Source organism: Caulobacter sp., from assembly GCF_039596335.1.
Taxonomy (GTDB): Bacteria; Pseudomonadota; Alphaproteobacteria; order Caulobacterales; family Caulobacteraceae; genus Caulobacter.
This window is the reverse complement of record NZ_JBCNJZ010000007.1, coordinates 28,464-46,491: the sequence shown is the minus strand read 5'-3', so window position 1 is coordinate 46,491 and position 18,028 is coordinate 28,464. Positions and strand designations below refer to the sequence as shown.

22 protein-coding genes are annotated in these 18,028 nt (G+C 67.0%); 12 read left to right on the top strand and 10 right to left on the bottom strand.

Annotated elements, in window-relative coordinates:
• Positions 1-23: 23 nt before the first annotated feature.
• From ABDW31_RS15580 to ABDW31_RS15560, 5 genes are all read right to left on the bottom strand, one after another.
• Positions 24-506 carry a polymer-forming cytoskeletal protein gene (locus tag ABDW31_RS15580; protein WP_184719468.1) on the bottom strand — a complete coding sequence of 161 codons (483 nt, stop codon included), beginning with the start codon at positions 504-506 and terminating at the stop codon, positions 24-26.
• Positions 487-1,638 carry a peptidoglycan DD-metalloendopeptidase family protein gene (locus ABDW31_RS15575; RefSeq protein WP_343699091.1) on the bottom strand — a complete coding sequence of 384 codons (1,152 nt, stop codon included), beginning with the start codon at positions 1,636-1,638 and terminating at the stop codon, positions 487-489. The genes ABDW31_RS15580 and ABDW31_RS15575 overlap by 20 nt, the downstream gene beginning before the upstream one ends.
• A gap of 249 nt (positions 1,639-1,887) precedes the next feature.
• Positions 1,888-2,349, bottom strand: a complete 462-nt coding sequence (locus tag ABDW31_RS15570; RefSeq protein ID WP_184719472.1) for a peroxiredoxin — start codon at positions 2,347-2,349, stop codon at positions 1,888-1,890.
• 117 nt (positions 2,350-2,466) lie between these two features.
• On the bottom strand, positions 2,467-3,822 hold the full coding sequence (tyrS, locus tag ABDW31_RS15565) for a tyrosine--tRNA ligase (RefSeq protein WP_184719474.1): 1,356 nt from the start codon (positions 3,820-3,822) through the stop codon (positions 2,467-2,469).
• A 93-nt stretch (positions 3,823-3,915) separates the two neighbouring features.
• Positions 3,916-3,966: a hypothetical protein gene (locus ABDW31_RS15560; RefSeq protein ID WP_024265744.1), complete on the bottom strand. Its 51-nt coding sequence runs from the start codon at positions 3,964-3,966 to the stop codon at positions 3,916-3,918.
• Between the two features lie 42 nt (positions 3,967-4,008).
• On the opposite strand from ABDW31_RS15560, the gene ABDW31_RS15555 reads away from it, so the two are divergent.
• Complete coding sequence (locus tag ABDW31_RS15555; RefSeq protein ID WP_184719475.1) at positions 4,009-5,115, top strand: anhydro-N-acetylmuramic acid kinase; 1,107 nt, start codon at positions 4,009-4,011, stop codon at positions 5,113-5,115.
• Here the strand turns inward: ABDW31_RS15555 and ABDW31_RS15550 are convergent.
• Complete coding sequence (locus ABDW31_RS15550; RefSeq protein ID WP_184719477.1) at positions 5,112-6,392, bottom strand: FAD-dependent oxidoreductase; 1,281 nt, start codon at positions 6,390-6,392, stop codon at positions 5,112-5,114. The genes ABDW31_RS15555 and ABDW31_RS15550 overlap by 4 nt on opposite strands.
• A 139-nt stretch (positions 6,393-6,531) precedes the next feature.
• On the bottom strand, positions 6,532-7,182 hold the full coding sequence (locus ABDW31_RS15545; RefSeq protein WP_184719478.1) for an alpha/beta hydrolase: 651 nt from the start codon (positions 7,180-7,182) through the stop codon (positions 6,532-6,534).
• A 182-nt stretch (positions 7,183-7,364) separates the two neighbouring features.
• On the opposite strand from ABDW31_RS15545, the gene ABDW31_RS15540 reads away from it, so the two are divergent.
• Genes ABDW31_RS15540 through ABDW31_RS15500 form a run of 9 tightly spaced genes read left to right on the top strand, consistent with a single transcriptional unit; the run spans position 7,365 to position 14,388 of the window.
• Positions 7,365-7,841 carry an Rrf2 family transcriptional regulator gene (locus tag ABDW31_RS15540; RefSeq protein ID WP_184719479.1) on the top strand — a complete coding sequence of 159 codons (477 nt, stop codon included), beginning with the start codon at positions 7,365-7,367 and terminating at the stop codon, positions 7,839-7,841.
• Positions 7,838-8,977, top strand: coding sequence for a cysteine desulfurase family protein (locus ABDW31_RS15535; RefSeq protein ID WP_184719480.1), 1,140 nt, complete (start codon positions 7,838-7,840; stop codon positions 8,975-8,977). The genes ABDW31_RS15540 and ABDW31_RS15535 overlap by 4 nt, the downstream gene beginning before the upstream one ends.
• Positions 8,977-10,446 carry a Fe-S cluster assembly protein SufB gene (sufB, locus tag ABDW31_RS15530; protein ID WP_184719481.1) on the top strand — a complete coding sequence of 490 codons (1,470 nt, stop codon included), beginning with the start codon at positions 8,977-8,979 and terminating at the stop codon, positions 10,444-10,446. Before ABDW31_RS15535 ends, sufB begins: the two co-directional genes overlap by 1 nt.
• Positions 10,447-11,196 carry a Fe-S cluster assembly ATPase SufC gene (gene sufC, locus ABDW31_RS15525; RefSeq protein ID WP_184719482.1) on the top strand — a complete coding sequence of 250 codons (750 nt, stop codon included), beginning with the start codon at positions 10,447-10,449 and terminating at the stop codon, positions 11,194-11,196.
• Positions 11,193-12,221: a Fe-S cluster assembly protein SufD gene (gene sufD / locus ABDW31_RS15520; protein ID WP_184719483.1), complete on the top strand. Its 1,029-nt coding sequence runs from the start codon at positions 11,193-11,195 to the stop codon at positions 12,219-12,221. Before sufC ends, sufD begins: the two co-directional genes overlap by 4 nt.
• Positions 12,221-13,435, top strand: a complete 1,215-nt coding sequence (locus ABDW31_RS15515; RefSeq protein ID WP_184719484.1) for a cysteine desulfurase — start codon at positions 12,221-12,223, stop codon at positions 13,433-13,435. Before sufD ends, ABDW31_RS15515 begins: the two co-directional genes overlap by 1 nt.
• 4 nt (positions 13,436-13,439) lie before the next feature.
• Positions 13,440-13,781 (top strand): SUF system Fe-S cluster assembly protein, encoded by a 342-nt coding sequence (locus ABDW31_RS15510; protein ID WP_184719486.1) that lies wholly within the window; start codon positions 13,440-13,442, stop codon positions 13,779-13,781.
• Between the two features lie 14 nt (positions 13,782-13,795).
• Complete coding sequence (locus tag ABDW31_RS15505) at positions 13,796-14,188, top strand: iron-sulfur cluster assembly accessory protein (protein ID WP_184719488.1); 393 nt, start codon at positions 13,796-13,798, stop codon at positions 14,186-14,188.
• Complete coding sequence (locus ABDW31_RS15500; protein WP_184719490.1) at positions 14,188-14,388, top strand: hypothetical protein; 201 nt, start codon at positions 14,188-14,190, stop codon at positions 14,386-14,388. Before ABDW31_RS15505 ends, ABDW31_RS15500 begins: the two co-directional genes overlap by 1 nt.
• Here the strand turns inward: ABDW31_RS15500 and ABDW31_RS15495 are convergent.
• Complete coding sequence (locus tag ABDW31_RS15495) at positions 14,385-15,170, bottom strand: lysophospholipid acyltransferase family protein (protein ID WP_184719492.1); 786 nt, start codon at positions 15,168-15,170, stop codon at positions 14,385-14,387. The two genes, ABDW31_RS15500 and ABDW31_RS15495, sit on opposite strands and share 4 nt — an antisense overlap.
• A 14-nt stretch (positions 15,171-15,184) precedes the next feature.
• Positions 15,185-15,745 (bottom strand): TetR/AcrR family transcriptional regulator, encoded by a 561-nt coding sequence (locus ABDW31_RS15490; RefSeq protein WP_184719494.1) that lies wholly within the window; start codon positions 15,743-15,745, stop codon positions 15,185-15,187.
• Positions 15,746-15,855: 110 nt separating this feature from the next.
• Here ABDW31_RS15490 and ABDW31_RS15485 point away from each other — a divergent pair, with 110 nt between their 5' ends.
• Together ABDW31_RS15485 and ABDW31_RS15480 are read left to right on the top strand one after the other, a co-directional pair.
• A complete protein-coding gene (locus tag ABDW31_RS15485) occupies positions 15,856-16,830 on the top strand; it encodes a glycosyltransferase family 9 protein (protein ID WP_184719496.1) in 975 nt (324 codons plus the stop codon).
• Positions 16,831-17,220 carry a DUF6165 family protein gene (locus tag ABDW31_RS15480; RefSeq protein WP_184719498.1) on the top strand — a complete coding sequence of 130 codons (390 nt, stop codon included), beginning with the start codon at positions 16,831-16,833 and terminating at the stop codon, positions 17,218-17,220.
• Here the strand turns inward: ABDW31_RS15480 and ABDW31_RS15475 are convergent.
• The gene (locus ABDW31_RS15475; protein WP_184719500.1) at positions 17,217-18,017 is read right to left on the bottom strand and encodes an enoyl-CoA hydratase/isomerase; all 801 of its coding nucleotides are present in this window, start codon (positions 18,015-18,017) and stop codon (positions 17,217-17,219) included. The genes ABDW31_RS15480 and ABDW31_RS15475 overlap by 4 nt on opposite strands.
• Positions 18,018-18,028 lie beyond the last annotated feature (11 nt).

Sequence of the window (18,028 nt, the reverse complement as noted above, 5' to 3'; positions counted from 1 at the left end):
TTGTTTCTGCGCTCTGAAAAGCCTCAGCCCGCGGCGGGCTTGGCGATCGCCAGGGTTTCGGGATGCGGCGCCGGCTGGGCGGCCGGGGCAGGGCGCTGGAACTTCAGGCTGCGGCCTTGGAAGAAGGCGCCGGTTTCCATGGCCAGTTGCTCGTGGGTGATGTCGCCATCGACATACGAGGTGCCGTGCAGGCGGACCTGCTTGGAAGTGATCGAACCGACCACGCGGCCGCGCACTTCCACAGCCTCGGCATAGACACTGCCTTCGATGTGGCCGGTTTCGCCGACGGTCAGACGGCCGACGCGGACGTCGCCCTTGACCACGCCGTCGATCTGCAGCTCGCCTTCGCCCGTGACGCCGCCCTCGATGGTCAGGTCGGCCGACAGCAGCGAGGCGACCTTCGGCGGCGCGCGACGGGCGGTTTCGACCGGCGGCATGGCCATCGGGGTCGGCAGCGGCTCGATGCGGGCCGGGGTCTTGGACGACTTAGCTTGCTTGCTGAACATACTCACCAGCCTTCAAGAAACGATTGGGGTTCTGGGCCTTGCCGTTGACCCAGACTTCATAGTGCAGGTGCGGACCGGTCGAGCGGCCGGTCGAGCCCATGGCCGCGATGCGGTTGCCGATCGCCACACGCTGGCCGACGCGAACGCCGATGGTGGCCAGGTGGGCGTAGCGGGTCTTGAAGCCGTTGCCGTGGTCAATCTCGACCGTGTTGCCGTAGCCCGAGCGCACGCCCGTGAACGACACGACGCCCGGCGCGGTGGCCATGATCGGGGTGTAGAAGGCGCCCGGGAAGTCCAGGCCCGAATGGAAGGCCGGTCGGCGCGTGAACGGGTCGAAGCGGACGCCGTAGCTGGACGAGAGGGCCGGATTGCTGGTCGGCCGGTACAGCGGCAGCTTCTTAGTGGCCGCGCCCAGCTGGCGCATGTCCGACATGTCATTGGCGGCGCGCTGGATGCGGCTGGCGAAGTCCTCGTCCACGTCCAGCACGGCGGCCAGGGCGCGAGGATCCTTGGCCTCGATCAGCGGACCGCCCAGCGAGGCGCCGCGATTGGTGAAGTTACCGGCGTCCAGGCCCGCCATCTTCATGGCCAGGCGCAGGCGCTCGGCGCGGCTCTTGGCGAAACCTTCTGCCGCGTCGATCAGGCGCTCCTGATCCATGCGGGTGGCTTGGATGCGCTGGACCGGACTGGCGGCCAGCAGGCGCGGCTTAGCGACCTTCAGGGCGTCGGCGGCGCCGGGCACGCCCTTGAAGTCCGAGACGAGAATGGCGAGGGCGGCGTGGCGCTTCTCTACCGAAGTGGCCAAGTCATCCAGATTGCCGTTGGTGGCCGACAGCTGGGCCACGGCGCTGTTAAGGCGGGCCTGACGGTCGGCGTTGAGGCGCTCGTAATAGGCTTTCTGGCGGATGACCTGCTGGTCGGTCGAGCTGACCGCCAGGGCGTTGACCATCATCGAAGCGGTGCAGACACCCATCCACAGCGCGCCGGCGGCGACACAGGTCGCGCCCAGAAGCTGCTTGGTGGTGGAGAAGACGTACCCGCGCATTTCGCCGCCGGAGCGGATGTAGATGTGCCGCTCGGGAAACAGAGCTTCCAGAGAATGCCGCAGCCGCTTGAAGCGCTTGATCGCCATCGTACCAGGAAACCCCCCGTTTCAGGTCTGGGGGATATGCTACGAGAAAGCGGGAACGTGCAAGACTGTTCGCGCCCGAAGTGAGCGTGAGTCGCGAATTAGCACTCTGCGCCTCAATTCTTAATGAGTCCTAACCGTCAAAGCCATGCGTTAAGCCTGAAGCTCTGCCGAAAAGTCACACTCAGAGGCGCGGATACAACACAAGCCGCGCGTGAAGGTTCCCGCGCCAGGCGAATTTATTGTGTGAACTTATTTGATGGCCTTGGCGGCATTCATCACCGCCTTGATGTGGCCTGGCACCTTAACCTTGCGCCAGACTTCGCGGACCACCCCTTCGCGGTCGATCAGGAAGGTCGAGCGGTCGATGCCCATGTACTTGCGGCCGTACATGCTCTTCTCGACCCAGGCGCCATAGGCCTCGACCACGTCGCCCAGCGGGTCGGCGGCCAGTTCGATGGTCAGGTCGTGCTTCTTGCGGAACTTGGCGTGCGAGGCGGCGCTGTCCTTGGACACGCCCACGATCACCGCGCCCAATTTCTGGAACTCCTCGACTTCCGACGAGAACTGCAGGGCCTCGGACGTGCAGCCGGCGGTGTCGTCCTTCGGGTAGAAGTACAGCACGACGTTCTTGCCCTTCAGGCCCGACAGGCTGACCCGGCCGGTGTCGGTCGGCAGGTCGAAATCGGGGGCCTTGTCGCCGGGTTGCAGCATCGAACGCGTCTCCACATGAACGGCCGTCCCGGCCGGGCGCCGCCAGGACGCGAATCCTTGGCTACGCGGCTGCCGGGACGACAATCAACCAGATATCCCGTTAGGGAAACCCGCTAACTAAACAGGCTTCACCAACACGATCTTCTTCTTGCCGGCGGCCAGCTTGACCACGCCCTCGACGAGGTCGGCCGAGGTGATCGTGCGATTGGCGTCGGTTTCGGCCTGGTCGTTGACCTTCACGCCGCCGCCCTGGGCCAGGCGACGGGCTTCGCCGCGCGAAGCGGCCAGACCGGCGTCGGCGAACAGGGCCGCCAGCACAATGCCGGCTTCCAGGTCGGCGGCCGGGACCTCGAAGGTCGGTAGATCGGCCGACAGCACGCCCTGCTCGAAGGCCTTCTCGGCGGTCTCGCGCGCCTTGCGGGCTTCGTCCGCGCCGTGAACCAGGGTCGTGGCCTCGTCGGCCAGCACCTTCTTGGCGTCATTGATCTGGGCGCCTTCCAGGGCTTCCAGCTCGGCGATGCGCTCCAGCGGCAGGTCAGTGAAGAGCTTCAGGAAGCGGCCGACGTCGGCATCCTCCGTATTCCGCCAGAACTGCCAGTAGTCGTAGGGGCTCAGGGCGTCGGCGTTCAGCCAAACCGCGCCCGACATGGTCTTGCCCATCTTGGCGCCCGAGGCCGTGGTCAGCAGCGGCGTGGTCAGGCCGAAAGCGGCCTTCTGGTCGACGCGGCGGGTCAGCTCGACGCCGTTCAGGATGTTGCCCCACTGGTCCGAGCCGCCCATCTGCAGCACGCAGCCGTACTTGCGGTTCAGCTCCAGGAAGTCGGTGGCCTGCATCAGCATGTAGTTGAATTCGAGGAAGGTCATCGGCTGCTCGCGCTCGAGCCGCAGCTTGACCGAGTCGAAGGTCAGCATCCGATTGATCGTGAAGTGCACGCCGTAGTCGCGCAGGAACTGCACGTAGCCCAGCTTGCTCAGCCACTCGTCGTTATCGACCATCACCGCGTCGGTCGGACCGTCGCCGAAGGTCAGGAAGTTGGTGAAGACCTCTTTGATGCCGGCGATGTTGGCCTGGATCTGCTCGTCGGTCAGCAGCGGGCGCTGGGTGTCCTTGAAGCTGGGATCGCCGACGCGGGTGGTGCCGCCGCCCATCAGGACGATCGGCTTGTGACCGGCCTGCTGCAGGCGGCGCAGCATCATGATCTGGATCAAGTGGCCGACGTGCAGGCTGGCGGCGGTGGCGTCGAAGCCGATGTAGGCCACGATCGGCCCGGCCGCCGCGGCGGCGTCCAGATCGTCCGGATGGGTGATCTGATGGATGTAGCCGCGCGCCTGCATGGTGCGCAGGAAATCCGACTTGAAGGACGCGGCGGCGGACATGGCTCGACTCTCTGAATTGGGCAGGTCTGAAACGGACGAATGGCCGTCTAGCACGGCGAGGTCCGCCAAATCGACGACTGAATGTGAGGGTTTCATTTCATACTCCGGGACGGGGCCGGAGCGCATGATCGACTGGAAAAAGAACGACCCCGGCGAGGCGGGGCGGCGACGTGTCTGGTCGGCCTCCCGCTATGGCAGCGGGCGGTAATAGGGACGGGCCAGGACGAAAGCGTCGATCATGGGGCCTAGCTACCCGTTCGCGGCCGTGGCAGTCAACGACGCATGAAGATCCTGGGATTCATGACCGGCACCTCGCTCGACGCGGTCGACATGGCGGTGCTGGAAACCGACGGCGAAGAGATCCAGGGCTTCGGCCCGGCGGGCGAGCGCAAGCTGCGCGAGGCGACCCGCGATCTGCTGCTGAAGACCACCGACATCGCCCGCGCCTGGCCGCGCGGCGAGCCCGAACCGGCGATCTTCAAGGAAGCGCGCTGCGCCGTCGCTGACGAGCACTTCCACGCCGCGACGAGCTTCCTGGACGAGCACGGCCTGGCCTGGGGCGACTTCGACCTGTTGGGCGTGCACGGCCAGACCGTGCTGCACGAGCGACCGACTGCCGAGCGGGTGGGGCGCACGGTGCAACTGCTGGACGCCGAGCGCCTGGCCAAGGCCTGCGGCCGGCCGGTAGCCTACGACTTCCGCACCGCCGATGTGGCGGCCGGCGGGGAGGGGGCGCCGCTGGCCCCGATCTACCACGCCGCTCGCGCCCGGGCCTCGGGCCTGGCCGCGCCGGTCGCGGCGCTGAACATCGGCGGGGTGGCCAACATCACCCTAATTGGCGCGGACGGTTCGCTGCTGGCCTTCGACACCGGCCCCGGCAACGGCATGATCGACCTGATGCTGCAGGCGCGCGGCATCGCCCGCTTCGACCAGGACGGCAAGCTGGCCTCGGTCGGCCGCGTCGACGAACTGGCGTTGAACGCCCTGCTCAGCAGCCCCTATTTCGACGCGCCGGTCCCCAAGTCGCTGGATCGTTACGACTTCTCGCTGGCGCCGGTGGACCACCTTTCGCCGGAAGACGCCGCCGCGACCCTGGTGGCCTTCACCGCCGAGGGCGTGTTCCGGGCCTTCGAGCAAGGCGGCGAGGCGCCCAGCGCCCTGATCGTCTGCGGCGGCGGACGGCACAATCCGGCGATCATGAAGACCCTGGCCGACCGCGCGCCGGTGCCGGTCAAGGCCGCCGAGGATTACGGCTGGCGCGGCGACAGCATCGAGGCCGAAGCCTTCGCCTATCTGGCCGCCCGCACCGCCAAGGACCTGCCGATCAGCTTCCCGGGCACCACGGGCGTGAAGACCCCGATGACCGGCGGCCGGATCGTTCAGCCCTAGTGTAGCTTCAGCCGGCCTGACACCCGCTGTTGCAGCAGCCGCGCCAGGGCCAGGGTGGCCGTGCGGCCCACGCCCAGGATCGCCCGGTGGTGGTCCAGATGAAGCGACATGTAGGCCAACTTGGCGATCAGGCCTTCGACGAAGAAGTTCGGCCCGCCCAGGCCGCCCATCAGCGCGCCGACACCCTTGTCATTGCCCAGCGACACCAGTGAGCCGAAGTCGCGATAGACGAAGGGTCTGGTGACCTGGCCCTGCCGCAGACGGGCCAGCAGCGCCTTTTCCAGATAGCTGGCCTGCTGGTGCGCGGCCTGGGCGCGGGCCGGAACGGTGCGGCCGTCCTTCCATGGCGCGGCGGCGCAGTCGCCCAAGGCCCAGACGTCGGGCGCCGAGGTCTCCAGCCGGTCATTGACCACGAACTGGTTGCTGCGATTGGTCTGCAGGCCAAAGCCGGTATTGGCGTCGGCGGCCTTGATGCCAGCGGCCCAGACGATCAGATCGGCCGGAATGGCGCCCTGGCTGGTTTCCAGCCGGTCGGCATGGACAGCCAGCACCTTGGCGTCGGTCTTAACCGCCACACCCTTGCGCTCCAGGGCCAAGGTCGCCTTGTCGGCGATCTTCTGCGGCAGGCCGTTGAGGATGCGCGGCGCAGCCTCGACCACGGTGATGTCCAGGCGGAAGCGCTGCTCGTCGCCCAGGCTGCCCAGCAGTTCGCGATGAGCCTCGATCAGTTCGGCCGACAGCTCCACGCCGGTGGCGCCGCCGCCGACGATGGCCACCCGCATGATCTTGTCGGTCGAGAACGAGGCCTTGGTGAAGGCAGCTAGCAGCCGAGCGTGGAAGGCCTCGGCGTCCTCGGTGCGCTCCAAGAGGTGGGCTTGCTCCGCGCCAGGCGTGCCGAAGAGGTTCGATCCCGAGCCGATCGCCAGCACGCCATAGGTGAAGGTGATGGCCCGCTCGGGCGCCAGGATCTCGCCGTCCTCGCCGGTGATCGCCTTCAAGGTCAGGCGCTTGGCGGCCGGATCAAAGGTCGCCAGGTCTCCCAGCAAGAAGTTGAAGCCGTTCGAGCGGCCCAGGATCGAATAGGAGATGCCCTCCTGATGGACGTCCAGCGTACCGGCCGCCACCTCGTGCAGGGTGGGCTTCCAGATGTGGAAGCTGGAACGATCAATCAGCAGGACGCGGCGCTTGCCTTTGCGTCCGCCTAGCTTGCGGCCCAGCCGCGAGGCCAGCTCCAGTCCGCCGGCGCCCCCGCCGACAATGACGATGTCGTAGTGCATCACCGCCTCGCTTGATATTCATCAACTGATGAAAACATAGGCGCGAGATCGCTGTTACGCCAGGGGCGTTTTGATGCACCGCACAACGAAAAAGGCCTCCCCGGAGGGAGGCCCCAAAATTCGAGAAATGAAACGTCGTCTAGATCGGGTTTTCCGCCAGGCGCTTGTCGAGATAGTCGCTGACGCTCTTCTCGACGCTGGGCAGGTGCTCGGCCCAGAAGTGGGTGGCCTTGTCGATGACCTCGTAGTCGATCGTGATGCCCTTCTGGGTGCGCAGCTTGGTGACCACGCGCTCCACCTCGACCGGCGGGGTGATGGTGTCGGCCGAGCCCGTCAGGAACAGGCCCGAGGCCGGGCAGGGGGCCAGGAAGCTGAAATCGTACATGTTGGTCGGCGGTGACACCGAGATGAAGCCGTCCGTCTCGGGGCGGCGCATCAACAGCTGCATGCCGATATAGGCGCCGAAGTCGAAGCCGGCGACCCAGGTCTGACTGGCGGCCGGATTGCTGGTCTGCAGCCAGTCCAGAGCCGTGGCCGCGTCGGCCAGCTCGCCGATGCCGGCGTCGAACTCACCCTGGCTGCGACCCACGCCGCGGAAATTGAAGCGCAGGGTCGCGAAACCGCGCTTCATGAACAGGTGGTACAGCTGCACGGCGACCGGGTGGTTCATGTGACCGCCGGCCTTGGGGTGAGGATGCAGGATCAGCGCGATGGGCGCGGTTTCGGTCTTGCCCGGCGAGTAGCGGCCCTCGATCCGTCCAGAAGCGCCGGTCAAAATCACGTCAGGCATATCGCACCCTTCAGCTGGCGGCGGTCCGTATCCGGTCTTTTTGAGGACCAGAATACTTGACCACTGCGCTTGGTCTTCCTAAATCGCGAACCGCACAGCGGGCTTTGAGGGCCCGCGCGCGAAGTCGCGGCTTGTAGCACACGCAAAAGCCGATGCGCGCGGAATCTGCAAGGGGTAAGGCGATGCGCCTGAGCACCAAGGGACGTTACGCGGTCATGGCGATGACCGACCTGGCCAAGCGCCAGGACGAAAGCGAGGGCCGGGCCGTGGCCCTGGCCGAGATCGCCGCGCGCCAGCAGATCTCGCTCTCATATCTGGAGCAGCTGTTCGCGCGCCTGCGCCGCAAGGGTCTGGTGATCAGCGCCCGCGGCCCCGGGGGCGGCTATCGCCTGGCCCGTCGCGCCACCGAGACCTTCATCGCCGACATCGTGCTGGCGGTCGACGAACCGCTGCGCGCCACGCGCTGCGGCCTCTCCAAGAACCAGGCCAAGGGCTGCATGGCCGGCGGCGAGCGCTGCATGACCCACGACCTGTGGGAAGAGATGGGCCGTCAGATCCACGGCTACCTAGCCAGCGTGTCGGTCGCCGACGTGCTGAAGGGCGAGCTGCGCCCGCAAGGCGCCATCGGCGGTCGCCCCATGGAGATGGCGGCCGAGTGAGCATCACCCGCACATCGGTCTATCTGGACTACAACGCCACGGCCCCTTTGCGGCCGGAAGCGCGTGAGGCGCTGTTGCGCGCCCTGGAAAGCCCAGCCAATCCCTCGTCGGTCCACGCCGCCGGCCGCGCCGCGCGCGATGTCGTCGAGAAGGCCCGCGCTCAGGTCGGAACGCTCGTCGGCGTGCCGGCCGGGTCTGTAACCTTCGTCAGCGGCGGCACAGAGGCCAACGCCCTGGCGATCGAAAGCGCCAAGGCCGCGGGCGCCCAACGCATCATCATCAGCGCCGTCGAGCACGACGCCGTGGTTGAGACGGCCAAGGCTTCGGGCCTGCCGGTCGAGATCCTGCCGGTCGACCGCGACGGCGTCGCCGACCTAACCTGGTTGGCCCAAGCGCTTGAAACCGAAGGCAAGGCCCTGGTCTGCCTAATGCTGGCCAACAACGAGACGGGCGTCATCCAGCCGGTTGCAGAGGCCTCGGCCCTGCTCCGCGCCCGTGACGGCTGGCTGCATGTCGACGCCGTGCAGGCTGCCGGCAAGATCGCCATCGACTTCTCCGGCCTCGGCGCCGACACGCTGGCGCTGTCGGCGCACAAGCTGGGCGGCCCGCAAGGCGTGGGCGCTCTGGTCGCCGGCACGCGCGCCAGCGTTACGCGTCGCCAGCATGGCGGCGGCCAGGAGCGCGGCCGTCGGGCCGGCACCGAGAACGTGGCGGGCATCGCCGCTTTCGGCGCGGCCGCCGACGCCGCCCGGGAAGGCCTTGCCTCTCTGGCCGAACAGGGCCAATGGCGCGACGCCTTGGCCCTGCGGCTGAAGGCCGAAGGCGCGGTCGTGCTCGGGGAGGGCGCGCAACGCCTGCCCCAAACCCTCTGTTTCGTCGGCGAAGGCTTCGGCTCCGAGATCCAGGTCATGAACCTGGATCTGGCGGGCGTGATGGTCAGCGCCGGCAGCGCCTGCTCGTCGGGCAAGGTCAAGGCCAGTCGTGTGGTCGAGGCCATGGGCCGCTCGGATCTTGCTCCCTTCGCGCTGCGCGTGAGCGGCGGGTGGGCCAGCACCGAAGCGGATTGGATCAAGTGTGGCGACGCCTGGCTCGTCGCCTGGAAGCGTATCGGCGCTCGTCGCCGGGAGGTGGCTTAATGGCCGCGGTCAAAGAGACTGTTGATACCGTTGCGGCGCTCGAGAAGTACGAGCACGGCTTTACGACCGAGATCGACCAGGAGTTCGCCCCCAAAGGGCTCTCCGAGGACATCGTGCGCTTCATCTCGGCCAAGAAGGAAGAGCCGGAATGGATGCTGGAATGGCGCCTGGAAGCCTATCGCCGCTGGCTTGAGCTGGACGAGCCCGACTGGGCCAAGGTCAGCTATCCCAAGATCGACTATCAGGACACCTACTACTACGCCGCGCCGAAGACCAAGGAAGGGCCGAAAAGCCTGGACGAGGTCGATCCCGAGCTGCTGGCCGTCTACGCCAAGCTGGGCATCCCGCTAAAGGAGCAGGAAGTCCTGGCCGGCGTCGAGGGCGCGCCTCGTTACGCTGTGGACGCGGTGTTCGACAGCGTGTCGGTCGTCACGACCTTCAAGAAGGAGCTTGCCGCCGTGGGCGTCATCTTCTGCTCGATGAGCGAGGCGATCCGCGAGCATCCCGAACTGGTGCGCCAATATCTGGGCAGCGTGGTGCCGACCTCGGACAACTACTTCGCCTGCCTCAACAGCGCGGTCTTCTCGGACGGCTCGTTCGTCTACATCCCGCCGGGCGTGCGCTGTCCGATGGAGCTGTCGACCTATTTCCGGATCAACGCCAAGGACAGCGGCCAGTTCGAGCGCACCCTGATCATCGCCGACAAGGGCGCCTACTGCTCGTACCTCGAGGGCTGCACGGCCCCGATGCGCGACGAGAACCAACTGCACGCGGCCGTGGTCGAGCTTGTCCTGCTGGACGACGCCGAGATCAAATATTCGACCGTCCAGAACTGGTACCCGGGCGATCCGGAGACGGGGAAGGGCGGCATCTACAACTTCGTGACCAAGCGCGCCGACTGCCGCGGCGACCGCTCCAAGGTGTCGTGGACTCAGGTCGAGACCGGCTCGGCCATCACCTGGAAGTATCCGTCCTGCGTGCTGCGCGGGGAGGGCTCGTCGGGCGAGTTCTACTCGATCGCCGTGACCAACGGTCATCAGCAGGCCGACACCGGCACCAAGATGATCCACCTGGGCGCCAACACCAAGTCGCGGATCGTCGCTAAGGGTATCAGCGCCGGCAAGTCGACCAGCACCTATCGCGGCCTGGTCTCGGCGCACCCCAAGGCCAAGGGCACGCGCAACTTCACCCAGTGCGACAGCTTGCTGATCGGCAAGACCTGCGCGGCCCACACCGTGCCCTATATCGAAGCCCGCAACGGCCAGTCGGTGTTCGAGCACGAGGCCACCACCACGCGCCTGTCCGACGACCAGCTGTTCTACTGCCAGCAGCGCGGTCTCTCGCAAGAGGAGGCCGTGGCCCTGCTGGTCAACGGCTTCGTCAAGGACGTGCTGCAACAACTGCCCATGGAGTTCGCCGTCGAGGCCCAGAAGCTCGTGGCGATTTCTCTCGAAGGATCTGTCGGTTAAATGCTTTCCATTAAGAACCTTCACGCCCGCGTCGAAGACAAGCCGATCCTGAAAGGCGTCACGCTGGACGTTCCCGCTGGTGAGGTCCACGCGATCATGGGTCCGAACGGGGCCGGCAAGTCGACCCTGTCCTACGTGCTGAGCGGCCGTGGCGGCTATGAAGTCACGGAAGGTGCCGCCACGCTGAACAGCGACGACCTGCTGGCGCTGGAACCCAATGAGCGCGCCGCCAAAGGCCTGTTCCTGTCTTTCCAGTATCCGCTTGAAATTCCTGGCGTTCCGGCCCTGACCTTCATCCGCACCGCGCTGAACGCCCAGCGTCGCGCGCGCGGCGAGGACGAGATCGCCGCCCCGGCCTTCCTGAAGCTGGCCAAGGAAAAGGCCGCGGCGCTGAAGATCGACTTCGACATGCTCAAGCGCGGCCTGAACGTTGGCTTCTCGGGCGGCGAGAAGAAGCGGATGGAGATCTTCCAGATGTCCATGCTGTCGCCCAAGTTCCTGATCCTGGACGAGACGGACTCGGGTCTCGACATCGACGCCCTGAAGATCGTCTCCGAAGGCGTCAACGCCCTGCGCAGCCCTGAGCGCGGCATGCTGGTCATCACCCACTATCAGCGCCTGCTGGACTACATCAAACCCGACAAGGTGCACGTGCTGGCCGCCGGCCGCATCGTCGCCTCGGGCGGTCCGGAACTGGCCCTGCAGTTGGAAGCCGAAGGCTATGACCGCTACGTCGGAGCGGCGGCTTGACCCTTTCGACCGCCCTCAAGACCGGCGACCTGACCGCGCTGCCCTCGCGGCGCGACGAGGACTGGCGCTGGACCGACCTGCGCGGCCTGCTGCGCACGCTGCCGCCGGCCGCGCCGGCGCATGACGGCGACGTTCCGGCCGGTCCGTTCGCCGAGCTGACCTCGACCGAGACCCTGTTCGTCAACGGCCGCTGCGTCGCCGACGCCGAGGCCGCCTCCGGCGTCGTGGCCCTGCGCTTCGTCGCCCTGGCCGACAAGGCCTCGCAAGGCGCCAGCCACGCCCTAGTGGTCAAGCCGGGCGAGCATCTGGTCATTCTGGAAAGCCATGAAGGCCGAGCGTCGGCCTATGTCTCCGACGTCGTGCTGGACATCGCGGTCGGCAAGGGCGCCAGCGTCGAACGCATCGTGCTGGTCGAGGACGAGGCCGAGGCGGTCAACGTCGTCACCGCCGAGGTCGTCCTGGCCCCCGGCGCCCGCTACGCCCAGACGGTCCTGACCGGCGGCGCGCGTCGGCAGCGGATCGAGACCCGAGTCAGCCATCCCGGCGCCCATGCCGAAGTCCGCCTCGACGGCGCCTATCTGCTGGACGCTCAGCGCCATGCCGACCAGACCACGGTCGTCACCCATGCCGGCGTCGACGGGATCACCAGCCAACTGACCAAGGGCATGGTCACCGACCAGGCGCGTGGCGTCTTCCAGGGCCGCATCGTCGTCGCCGAGGGCGCCGACCAGACCGACGCGCGCATGGGCCACCACGCCCTGATCCTGTCGGACAAGGCCGAGATCGACGCCAAGCCTGAGCTGCTGATCTTCGCCGACGATGTCTCGTGCGCCCACGGCAACACGATCGGCGCCCTGGACGAGAATGCCCTGTTCTACGCCGAGCAACGCGGCATTCCCGAGGTCGAGGCCAAGGCCATGCTGACCGAAGCCTTCGTCGGCGAGGTCGTGGACCGCATCGAACATGAGGGCGCGCGCGAGATCGCTGCGGCCTGGGTCGCCCGCAAGCTGGGCGGTGTCCGCTGATGGCGCTCGATGTCGAAGCGATCCGCGCCCAGTTCCCGATCCTGCAGCGCACCGTCCACGGCAAGCCGCTGATCTATCTGGACAGCGCCGCCAGCGCCCAGAAGCCCGACGTGGTGCTGGACACCATGATGGGCCTGGCCCGCACCTCATACGCCAATGTCCATCGCGGCCTGCACACGCTCGCGAACGAAACGACGGAAGCCTATGAAAAGGCGCGCGAAACCGTCGCCAAGTTCATCAACGCCGACACCAATGAGGTCGTTTGGACCAAGAGCGCGACCGAGGCGGTGAACCTGGTCGCGTCCTCGTTCGGCCTTGGCCTGAACGCAGGCGACGAGATCGTGATCTCCGAAATGGAGCACCACGCCAACATCGTGCCGTGGCACTTCCTGCGCGAGCGCAAGGGCGTCGTCCTGAAGTTCATCCCGGTGATGGACGACGGCCGTCTGGACATGGAGGCCTACAAGGGCCTGCTGTCCGAGAAGACCAAGATGGTCGCCGTCACCCACATGTCGAACGTGCTGGGCACGGTCAACGACGTCGCCGAGATCGTCCGCCTGGCCCACGCGGCCGGCGCGCCGGTGCTGCTGGACGGCTGCCAGGGCGTGGTCCACACCAAGGTCGACGTGAAGGCTCTGGACGTCGATTTCTACGTCTTCTCCGGCCACAAGCTGTATGGCCCGACCGGCATCGGCGTGCTGTACGGCAAGGCCGAGCGCCTGGCGGCCCTGCCGCCGTACCAGGGCGGCGGCGAGATGATCGGCTCGGTCTCCATGGACCGGATCACCTATGCCGACCCGCCGCACCGCTTCGAGGCGGGCACCCCGGCGATCCTGGAGGCCGTCGGCTTGGGCGCGGCGATCGAATGGCTGAACGGCCTGGATCGCGACGCCATCTTCGCCCACGAGCACGCCCTCTATGAGCGCGTCGCCGAGCAAATGCGCGGCGTCAACGGTATCCGGATCCAGGGCGAGGCGCCCGGCAAGGGCGCGGTGCTGTCGTTCACGGTCGAAGGCGCCCACGCCCACGATATCGCCCAGGTACTGGATCGTTACGGCGTCGCCGTCCGCGCCGGCACCCACTGCGCTGAACCTTTGATGCGCCGTTTCGGGGTCACCTCGAGCGCGCGCGCCTCCTTCGCCCTATATAACACCCAAGCCGAGGCCGATGCGTTCGTGGACGCACTGGCCAAGGCGCGTAGCTTCTTCAGTTGAGCCGATGACCGAAACCGCTTCAGCCCTTTCCCAGGACGAACTCAATCGGCTGACCGACCAGCTGATCGAGAAGCTCAAGACCGTCTATGACCCGGAAATCCCGGTCGACATCTATGAGCTGGGCCTGATCTACAAGGTCGATGTCAGCGACGACAAGGACGTGGCCATCGACATGACCCTGACCGCGCCGGGCTGCCCGGTGGCCGGCGAGATGCCGGGCTGGGTCCGCGACGCGGTCATGGAGATCCCCGGCCTGAAGTCGTGCAATGTCGAGCTGGTGTTCGAGCCGCCGTGGGATTCCTCGCGGATGAGCGACGAAGCCAAGCTGCAACTGAACATGTTCTAATCGGTTCGAAAGCCATGGAAACCGCGATCACCGCACGTCCCCGCCGCCCGCGCCCCAAGGTCGTCACCCTGACCGACGCCGCGGCCGCGCGCGTGAAGGAGATCATGAGCCGGGCCGACAAGCCTTACGCCGGCCTGCGGGTCGGCGTGAAGAACGGTGGCTGCGCCGGTTCGGAGTACATCTTCGAATACGCCGCCGAAAAGGCGCCGCTGGACGAGGTGGTCGAGGACAAGGACGTCACCATCCTGATCGACGCAAAGGCGGTGCTGTTCCTGATCGGCACCGAGATCGACTACGAGACCACCAAGCTGTCGTCGAAGTTCGTGTTCAACAATCCGAACGAGACCGACGCCTGCGGCTGCGGCGAGAGTGTGACCATCCAGCCGGCGCCCGAGGTTCAGGACTGATGCTGGCCAAGACCCCGTCCTGCGTCGAATGCGGCCTGCCGTGGGGCGCAGCCCGGTTCAAGCACGAGGACGAGGCGCCGCTGTATTGGTCCGACACCGGCCTGCTGTGCTCCAGCACCTGCGCCCAGACCCACTTCGCCAAGCGCCGCGCCGAGGGCACTTTCAACGGCGTCCCGGCGGAGTGCCCGGTCGAGGTCTAGGCCCGCGCCGACTCGGCCTTGGCCACGTTCTCGCGGCCGTTCCATTCCACCAGCACCGACGGCCGGACCGGCTCGCCGCGCGCCTGGGCGATCAGCTCGTTGGTGCGGCCTTCGATCGTCGCTTCCATCCGGGCCATGAAGTCCTCCTTCTCCAGGCCCTGGGGCAGGGCGGGCAGGAACTCGATGGTGGCCGTGCCCGGGGTCTTCTTGGCCTCCTGCTGCTTCCAGAAGCAGCCGAGGTTGGTCGCCACCGGCACGACCGGCAGGCCGAAGTCCTTGCTCATGTAGTAGACGCCCGTGCGGTAGCGGAACCGCTCGCCCGGCGCGGCCAGGTGGCCCTCGGGATAGATCAGGATCCGCCGGCCTTCCGACGCCACCTGGGCGGCGCTCTTAGACAGGGCGGCGCGAGCCTCGGGTCCGCCACAGCTGTCGACGACGATGGCCCCGAACTTCTTCAGGATCGCCCCGACCAGCGGGAACTTCTCCAGGTGGTCGCCGGTCACGAAGCTGAGGTTATCGACATGGGCGAACATCACGAAGCCGTCGCCCCAGCTGTGGTGCTTGGCGGCGATGATGCAGGGGCCGTCCGGCAAGTTTTCCAGCCCCTTCAGCTGCACCTTCACGCCGGCCAGCGCATCCAGCGTCGCCAGCATGCGCTTGCTGTAAAGGCGCAGCACGAAGGTGACGGCGTCACGCCCCCGCGCCAAGGCGGCCAGCGCCGCCGACAAACCGTAGAAGATCGACAGAACCCAGTAGTAGGCGTTGAACAGCGCGCTGCGCATGTCGGTGTCGTCCTTTAGCGGGCGAAGAGCACGGCCTTGACGGCCGCCGTCATCAGGGGAGCGTGGGCCGACAGGGCGTCATCGCCCAGGCGGCCATAGGCCTTGTTCTGCGCGGTCTGGGTGATGACCCCGATGGCCATGGCCGCCAGCACACGCGGATCGCCGGGCGGCAGTTGCATGTCCATCATGGCGCGCTTAATCAGATCCTCGACAAGGGTGACCGGGTCGCGGCCGTCCTCCTGGTAATAGGGCAGGAAGTGATGCAGCTGCAGCAGATGGAACGAGAACAGCAGCCAGTCCTCGTCGGCCACGGCGCAATAGGCGCGCACCAGAGCCTCAGCCTTGGCCGCAATGCCCTCGACCGCGCCGGCCTCTTCCTCGATCAGGGTCGAGAGGCGTCGGTGGCAGTCCATGAACAGTCCGACGGCCAGGGCGTCCTTGCTCTTCCAGTGGCGATAGATCGCCCCTTCGGAGACGCCGGCGCGGGCGGCGATGGTCTTGGTGGTGGTCGCGTCGACGCCGTCGACCACGAAGGCCTCCAAGGCGGCGCGTTCAATGCGGGGCTTGGCGCTCATGAGCAGACCATCTCATAGCGTGAGATAGATGCAAGTGAGCGATCACTTACATTTTTGTGATCGACATTTTCTTGATGGACAGCGACCGGAGACACAGCGACTAAACGGCCATGGTCCAGACAGTTCTGATCTATTCGATGGGCGAGGTGATCGGCGACGGCCTGATCAAGCTGCCCTTCATCGCCGGCCTGCGCGCGGCGTTTCCGGACGCCCGTATCAGCTGGTGCGCGGCCAAGGTCGAGACCGTCTATGCCGGTCCGCTAAAGAGCGTGGTGGCCGGCTATATCGACGAACTGATCCTGGAGGGGCCAAACGGCGGCGCGCCCTTGGACATGCTGCCCTGGAACCGGCCCTTCGGCGGTCGCAAGTTCGACCTCGTCATCGACACCCAGGAACATGTCGGCCGCAGCGGCGTTGCCAAGCGTGGCGCGCGGGGCCCCTTCGTCTCGGCTGCCCTTCAGGCCCGTAGCAAGGACTGGCCTGTGGCCGTCACCGACCGGCTGGCGCGGCTGCTGAGCCTGGCGACGGACGGGCAGGGCGCGCCGTGCCCCCTGGCGCTGAACAATCCCGACGCGCTGAAGGCCGCCGAGGCCCTGCTGCCGGCCGGTCCCACCTACATCGGTCTGGCGCCCGGCGCCGGCGGTCAGGACAAGCGCTGGCCGCTTGAGAACTACCTGGAACTGGCGCGCCGGATCGACGCCCACGGTTGGACGCCGGTGTTCTTCTTCGGTCCCGACGAAGCCCAGGACGCCGCTATCGCCGCCCGTGAGGTTCCGCAGGCCCTGCAGCCCGAACGCAACCGCTCCGATGGCTTCACGGGCGTGAAGGGCCCGCTGCTGGTCATCGCCCTGGCCGGACGGCTGGCGGCCGGCGTGGCCAATGACGCTGGTCCTGGCCACATGCTGGCGGCCGGCGGCGCACCGTTGCTGTCGTTGCAGCAGGACCGCCGCAAGTCGGTGAAGTTCCGTCCGGCTGCGGAGCGGCTTGAGATGCTGGTCGCGGAGGACTACGGAAGCGGCATGAGCGCCCTGCCGGTCGACGCGGCCTGGCAGGCGTTGCAGACACTGGTTTCCGGAGCGTCCTGAATGTCCATCCTCGCGCCGATCTCGGCGGGCGAACTGGTCGACAAGATCACCATCCTGCGCGTGAAGGCCCAGCGCATCGGCGACCCGGCCAAGGAAGCCAATGTCCGCAAGGAGCTGGCCCTGCTGGAGGCCACGGCCCGCGAGCACCTGCCCGACAATGCCGAGATCGCCCGCCTGACCGACGACCTCACCGCCGTCAACGCCGCCCTCTGGGACATCGAGGACGGCAAGCGCGACTGCGAGCGCCGCCAGGACTTCGGCGAAGGCTTCGTCGCCCTGGCCCGCCGCGTCTATATCGACAACGACCAGCGCGCCGCTATCAAGCGCGCGATCAACGAGGCCGCCGGCTCGGAGATCGTCGAGGAAAAGAGCTACAAGCCCTACCTCTAGCGCCCCTTGAAGGCAGCGGCGCGCTTCTGCAGGAACGCGCTGACGCCCTCCAGGAAGTCCTCGGTCTTGCCGGCGAACTTCTGGGCCCTGCGCTCGGCGTGCAGCTGGCCGGTCCAGTCGCTGTCCAGGCTGTCCCAGACCAGCTTACGGATCGTCCCCAGGGCCGCCGGGCCGTTGGCCAACTCCAGGGCCAGGGCGTGAGCGGTCGACATCAACTGGTCGTCGGGCACGCAGCGATTGACCAGGCCCCATTGCAGGGCCGTGGCGGCCGGGACCTTGTCGCCCAGCAGCATCATCTCCATCGCCCGCGCCTTGCCGATCAGGCGCGGCAGCAGGTAGGTCGAGCCGCCGTCGGGCACCAGGCCGATGCGGCGGAAGGCCTGCAGGAAATAGGCGCTTTCGGCCGCGACGATCATGTCGCCCATCAGCGCGATCGAACAGCCGACGCCGGCCGCCGGACCGTTCACCGCCGTCACGATCGGCAGCGGGAAGTCGCGCAGCAGGGTCATCAGCGGATTGTAGGTGCTTTCCAGCGCCGAGCCGGCGTCGGGCTTGCCGTCGACATCCAGTTCGCGTCCGGCTGCGCCGCCGCCCGACAGATTGGCCCCGGAGCAGAAGCCACGGCCTTCGCCGGTCAGGATCACGGCGCGGGCTTCACGGCTGTGGGCGATGGCCGAGAAGGCGTGGATCAGCTCGCGGGCGATCTCCAGGCTGGCGGCGTTCAGCGTCGAGGGATCGGCGAGGGTGACGGTGGCGACGCCGCCTTCCGTCGAGACACGGATCTTCTGATAGTCCACGGCGCGGCTCC